This window comes from Allobosea sp. TAB14 (assembly GCF_052113865.1).
GTDB classification, from domain to species: Bacteria; Pseudomonadota; Alphaproteobacteria; order Rhizobiales; family Beijerinckiaceae; genus Allobosea; species Allobosea spartocytisi.
On record NZ_JBFRDQ010000309.1, the window covers coordinates 1 to 5,592 of the forward strand.

Genomic DNA, 5,592 nt, shown 5'->3' on the forward strand with positions numbered 1-5,592 from the left:
GGCGACTAGCACCGTAGGATCGCGCAAACTCTCGGTCCAACTTCGGCAATATTACACGCGGCATCTCGACCCTTACGAGAACCCCGACGCTCAGGATTTATTGGCGCTAAAGGCGATCGAGGAAGCGCAGAAGGCGTTCAACCTTCGCCTGAGCGATGGCTTCAAAAGCCCGCTCAAAGAGATGCATAAACTTGGCTATCCGGGCGTTACCGATCCGAAGTTGAGTATCTCGACGCGCTTGCGTCCGGTTGAAGGCCTCAACCACGACACGGCTGTACAGTTTGTGGTCCCAATGGGTGGGGGCGAGAACGCCGTAGATCTGTTCCTGCCCGAGGATTCAAACGGCCTAGGCTATCAAAATCTAATCTCGATGGTTTTCCGCCTCATGGCGTTCCGCGACAGTTGGATGCGGGTGGGAAAAGCTAAGCACAAGGCCGCTGACGACACCATCATCCCGCCGCTGCACCTGGTCCTGATCGAAGAGCCCGAGGTGCATCTGCATACCCAGGTGCAGCAGGTATTTATTCGACAGGCTCACAAGATTCTTCGGAACCATGCTGAACTGGGCCAGAGCAAGAATTTCGTGACGCAGATGGTCGTCAGCACCCATTCTAGCCACATCGCGCACGAGTGCGATTTTGATTCCCTGCGCTACTTCCGCCGCCTATCCGGCGGAGAGAACTCGATCCCAACGTCATGCGTAGTGAATCTTGAAAATGCGTTTGGTGCTGATCCCGACACGAAGCGCTTCGTCACGCGCTATCTTAAGGTCACGCATTGTGACTTATTCTTTGCGGATGCAGCCGTGCTGATCGAAGGACCGGCTGAGCGAATTTTGGTCCCCAATTTCGTGAACGCCCATCCAGAATTTGCAAAGCTGTCCGAGAGCTACATCACCTGGTTGGAGATAGGCGGAAGCCACGCTCATAAGTTGCGTAGTTTGATCGAAAAGATCGGCCTCGTGACGCTCATAGTCACTGACATTGATTCCTGCGATACCGCTGGGAAAAGCGCCGTACCGGTGCGCGGCGCAACCTACACCACGCGCAATCACACCCTGAAAACATGGTGGCCCGCTATCGATGGTCTGGACGACCTGCTCGATAAGCCAGAACCCGATAAGGCCAAGGCTTACGCGGAGGAAAACTTTGTTATCCGCGTGGCTTATCAAAGCCCCATCCAGGTTGAATTTAAAGGGGCAACCGTTGAGGCGCTAGCCTACACCCTTGAAGATGCGATCGTTACCGAGAATTTGCCACTATTCGCCACGTTGCCCGGCACTGGGTTGATCGCCAAATTTCGGGAAGCAATCGCGGATAGTGCAGATTTCGCAGCGCTCTCCACCGCGCTCAACGCAGCGCTCGGCAACGGCACTAAAGCAGAATTTGCGCTGGACCTCCTTGAGATCGAAGATCCAGTCGCGCTCAAGCCGCCCACCTACATTCGTGAAGGGCTGCTCTGGCTAGCGGAGAAGCTTGAGCATAAACAGAAGGAACTCGGCCTTGCCCCGATCGGCGGCGGCGAGGAAGTCGCGCCTAATGACGCCGCGCCGATGGAGGCTGCTGCGTGACCGAGGAAGCGCGTGTAGAATCAAACATCTCGCTCGACGATCACGTCGAAGCACAGCTCGCCGAATTCTTGAACCTAGAGAACCCCAAAAGCTTCTTCTTATTTGCCGGAGCTGGATCAGGGAAAACCCGGTCGCTCGTCAATGCGCTGAAACATCTCGCAGCCCAGTACCGCGACAGGCTCCGCCTGCGCGGGCGACAGGTAGCGGTGATCACCTACACCAACGCGGCATGCGATGAAATTACCCGCCGCACCGAATATGATCCGCTCTTTTTGGTGCGTACCATTCACAGCTTCGCCTGGCTCCAAATTCAGAGCTTCAACGCTGATATTCGCGAGTGGCTGCGCACCAACCTGCAGCAGGAAATCGCCGACATTACCGAGGAAGAGCAGAAGGGTCGCGCCGGCACGAAGGCATCTGCTTCACGGCAAACTCAGATCGAGTCTAAGCAGCGCCGCTTGGCGCGGTTGGATGAGATAAAAACCTTCACTTACAACCCCAACAGCGACAATCGGGAGCGTAACGCGCTCAACCATAGCGAGGTCATCAAGATATTCTCGACCTTCCTTCTCACAAAGCCGCTGATGCAGCGCCTGTTTGTCGAGAAGTATCCATTTCTCCTCATCGACGAGAGCCAGGACACCAGCAAGGCGCTGATCGACGCACTGCTCGCGGTGCAGCATGCCCACGCAAGCCGCTTCTGTCTTGGCCTCATCGGCGACACGATGCAGCGCATCTATCCGGACGGAAAAGAGCGGATCGAAACCGCCATTCCGCAGGATTGGGCAACCCCTGAGAAGAAACTCAATCACCGAAGCCCACGGCGCATTGTCCGCCTGATCAATCAAATCCGGAACGGCGCTGACAATCACAAGCAGGAGCCGCGTGACGATTCAACCGATGGCTGGGTGCGGCTGTTTGTGTTCCCCGTCACGGTCGAGGACAAACCGGCGATGGAGGATGGCGTCAGGAGCTACATGGCCGAGCTTACCGGCGACGGCGATTGGAACGATGCCAACAAATGTAAGATTCTAACGCTTGAGCACCATATGGCCGCGAAGCGGATGGGTTTCCAAGGCCTGTTTGAAGCGCTGGCATCCGTCGACGATTTTCGTACCAGCTTTCTCGATGGCAGCTTCGCCGCGACCCGGTTTTTCACCCACAGCATTCTTCCCTTGGTCAATGCGCAGGAAAGAGGTGACAAATTTGCGGCCACCAAACTTGTGCGGGAAAGCTCCCCGCTCTTGAGCAAGGACAGCCTCAAAGGCTCCGAAAAGCCGATTGATCAACTTCGCTCGGCACAGACAGCAATCGATAGTTTGATGGGATTATGGGTATGCAGCTTATGTCGCCAGAGAGGCGTCGTTCGACACGCATCAAGGCGTGAAGGGATTGGAGTTTGATCGGGTTATTGTTCTCATGGACGACGGGGACGCGAGAGGGTTTCTGTTCGGCTATGACAAGCTCTTAGGTGCCAAGGCCCCCAGTGCCTCCGATTTGAAGAACGAGCAGGAAGGCAGGGAGACATCGCTCGATCGCACGCGGAGGTTGTTTTACGTTACCTGTAGCCGTGCCAAATCGAGCCTTGCGCTTGTGGCATATTCGCCCGACCCTGCTGCCGTGAAGGCACATGTGGTGGCAAACGGTTGGTTCAATGAGGACGAGGTCGTATCAGCTTTGGCCTGAACAGTCCGAGACGGTGGATGCTGTTTACGCAATCACGCTCTAAACTAGCCCGTGCCATCTTGCCTTCGTCCTGTGTGGAATCGATGCTTACCTATCGTTTGGTTGAGGAAAGCCTTTTGCCGACAGCCCTGCCTGCCTGATCAGTCGGCAATGTTGAAATGCACCGCTTGTCCATCCCACGTATGGAACAGGTGGCGGCCGTCCCGATAGGAAATCCTGCCGTCATCGACGGTGCGTTTTACCCGCCAGACAGTGTCGGCGGCCAGGCGCGCAAAGGCTCTGTCGTCGAGTGCAGGGCGCTCCCAGCCCATCTGGCCATCGCCTGAAATCTCGATCCGTGGCAACGCCATCAAGAGTGCCGCATGGTTCGTTTCCTTAAGGACAAGGGCAAAGGCGTTACTGGTGATCCCATAGCCGGTATGCGCGTGGACGATGCGCGGGTCGCGACCTTCTGTAACCATCCGGCCAAGGCCGCGGGGCTTATGATTTTGGCTCATCTGCCATGATGCGTTCGATCTTTTCCGGATCACATTGCTCGTCGAGAAGGAATTGGCGAACGCTGCCTTCCCAGGAGCGCACGTCGGCAAGGAACTTCTGCAGGTCTCGATGCCGCGGTCGGTAAAGGTTGTGCTGCCCTCGTCGGTGCCGTCGTAGACATGGATCATCTCGCCGTAGTCGATGTTGTCGGAGTTGCTGGCGATTTCTTCAAGCAACTCGAGGTTCTCACCGATCAGCGTGGCGACATATTCGATCGTGTAGACATGCGTCGGGCGCGCCATCACGCCGCCACCTGCCGGGCGCTTCCGGCGGACCAGTTCCAAGGCAATAGTTCCGGCAGCCTTGATACTGGAAGGCTGGGCATGCGGGCGAGCACGTCCGCCAGCCAGGCCTGCGGATCGATATCGTTCATCTTTGCCGAGACGATCAGGGAATACATGAAGGCAGCACGTTCGCCTCCGCGCTGTGAACCGGCGAATAGCCATGCCTTTCTTCCCAGAGCAATGCCGCGCAGGGCGCGTTCGGCGGCATTGTTCGAAAGGCAAAGCCTGCCGTCGTCGAGGAAGCGGGTGAAAGCGTCCCAGCGACCCTCCTTCTCGAACATGTAGTTGATCGCCTTGGCGACGGGATTGTGCTTGGACATCTGGGAACGCTGGGCCATGAGCCATTGATGCAATTCCTCGACGCGCGGGCGAGCATGCTGCTGCCGCGCCGCGAGACGTTCCTCGACGGACATGCCGTTTATGCCGCGCTCGATCTCGAAGAGCGCGTCAATGCGGGCGACGGCCTCAAGTGCGACGGGCGATATCTCGTGGGCAGGCTTGCCCTTGCGCACGTTGCCGGCGATGTCGGCCAGTTCGAAGAACTTGCGCCTGGCATGGCTCCAACAGAGTGCGCTCTTGACCGGCGCAGGGCCGCGGTCCGCACGGTAGAGGTCGTTGTAGCCACCATAGGCATCGGCCTGGAGAGTGCCATGCCACCCCACGAGATGCCTGTTTGGATGGGTCTTCTCGCGATCGGGGGAAAAGTAGAAGAGTGCCGCGGGAGGTGCGCCGCCCGCGAAGGGGCGGTCGTCGCGGACGTAAGTCCATAATCTTGCCTGCCGCGTTGCACCCCGCGCCAGAAGCGGCACGGTGGTATCGTCGCCATGCAGCCGAACGGCTGCCAGAACATGGGCGCGGATCAGATCATGGATCGGCTGCAGCGCCGTCGCGCAAGCCCCGACCTGATCGGCCAAAGTGGAGAGGCTGAGATCGACGCCTTCCCTGGCGTAGCGCTCGGCCTGGCGGTTCAAGGGCTGATGCTGGCCAAACTTCTCGAACAGGATCGTCGCCAGCAGGTTCGGCCCCGCCCATCCGCGCGGCGTGGCATGGAAAGGTGCCGGTGACTGGCTGATCTTCTCGCAATCCCGGCAGGTGAACTTCTCGCGAACCGTCTGGATCACCTTCCACTGGCGCGGAATCGCCTCCAGCGTCTCGGTGACGTCTTCGCCCATCTTCACGATCCGGTCCGAGCCGCAGCAGGTGCAGGTCGACGGAGCTTCGATGATCAAGCGCTCGCGCGGCAGGTGCGCGGGAAACGGCTTGCGGGCCGGCCGGCGGCGTTCGAAGGCGGAGACATTCGTGATCTTCGCTGCCACGCGTTCCGCCGCGATCTCGTCCTCGGTGGCGTCGGCCTCAAGTTCTTCGAGCTGCAATTCCATCTGGTCGATCAGCCGGGCGCGGCGTTCGGAGCTCTGGCCATACTGCTCGCGGCGCATTTTGGCGATCTCGAGCTTGAGGTGTCGGATCATCGCCTCGGACGTCGTCACGACGGCGCGCACCTGCGCGAGATCGGCC

General features: G+C 58.6%; 5 protein-coding genes. 3 read left to right on the plus strand and 2 right to left on the minus strand.

From position 1 onward, the window contains the following. From AB4Y99_RS26860 to AB4Y99_RS26870, 3 genes are all read left to right on the plus strand, one after another. Positions 1 to 1,570 (plus strand): ATP-dependent nuclease (locus AB4Y99_RS26860; protein WP_441525476.1); only part of this gene is annotated, 1,570 nt, incomplete at its 5' end. Continuing rightward, complete coding sequence (locus AB4Y99_RS26865) at positions 1,567 to 2,973, plus strand: UvrD-helicase domain-containing protein (RefSeq protein ID WP_441525477.1); 1,407 nt, start codon at positions 1,567 to 1,569, stop codon at positions 2,971 to 2,973. The genes AB4Y99_RS26860 and AB4Y99_RS26865, both read left to right, overlap by 4 nt. A 16-nt stretch (positions 2,974 to 2,989) precedes the next feature. Continuing rightward, complete coding sequence (locus AB4Y99_RS26870; RefSeq protein WP_441525478.1) at positions 2,990 to 3,256, plus strand: hypothetical protein; 267 nt, start codon at positions 2,990 to 2,992, stop codon at positions 3,254 to 3,256. A gap of 140 nt (positions 3,257 to 3,396) precedes the next feature. Here AB4Y99_RS26870 and AB4Y99_RS26875 read toward each other — a convergent pair whose 3' ends face one another. Further along, positions 3,397 to 4,077 carry a hypothetical protein gene (locus AB4Y99_RS26875; RefSeq protein ID WP_441525479.1) on the minus strand — a complete coding sequence of 227 codons (681 nt, stop codon included), beginning with the start codon at positions 4,075 to 4,077 and terminating at the stop codon, positions 3,397 to 3,399. Beyond that, positions 4,035 to 5,592: IS66 family transposase (gene tnpC / locus AB4Y99_RS26880; protein ID WP_441525480.1), on the minus strand; the 1,558-nt coding region annotated here is incomplete at its 5' end. The genes AB4Y99_RS26875 and tnpC, both read right to left, overlap by 43 nt.

Coding starts and splice junctions, on each gene's coding strand:
- AB4Y99_RS26870 (WP_441525478.1), top strand. CDS start 2,990: ATGGACGACGGGGACGCGAGAGGGTTTCTGTTCGGCTATGACAAGCTC.